General features: G+C 33.8%; 1 protein-coding gene. It reads left to right on the top strand.

Annotated features, from left to right (window positions below):
• Window positions 1-246, top strand: a 246-nt coding sequence (locus tag DIU01_RS06305) for an aminotransferase class I/II-fold pyridoxal phosphate-dependent enzyme (protein WP_290832609.1), incomplete at its 5' end; no start/stop codon positions are given.
• Window positions 247-263: the final 17 nt, after the last annotated feature.

Genomic DNA, 263 nt, shown 5'->3' with positions numbered 1-263 from the left:
AATTTAATCTTTCAATTGGCAGAAAAATTAGAATGTACGTTTGATAGAAATTCGGTTGGATTATTCGTTTGGGCAAAATTACCAACCGGAATTCAATCAGAGGAATTCATTGATAATTTATTATATGAAAAGCATTTATTTATAACACCGGGAACAATATTTGGAAGCAACGGCGAAGGATACATTCGATTTTCATTATGTGTAAAAGAAGAAAATATTGCGCAAGCAATAAACCGTTTCCCGTAGAGACGCGATTCATCGCG

Origin of the sequence: Flavobacterium sp. (assembly GCF_003525665.1) — a bacterium.
Classification (GTDB): Bacteria; Bacteroidota; Bacteroidia; order Flavobacteriales; family Flavobacteriaceae; genus Flavobacterium.
Note: the sequence above shows the minus strand (reverse complement) of the source record. Positions and strands in the feature narration are given on the sequence as shown.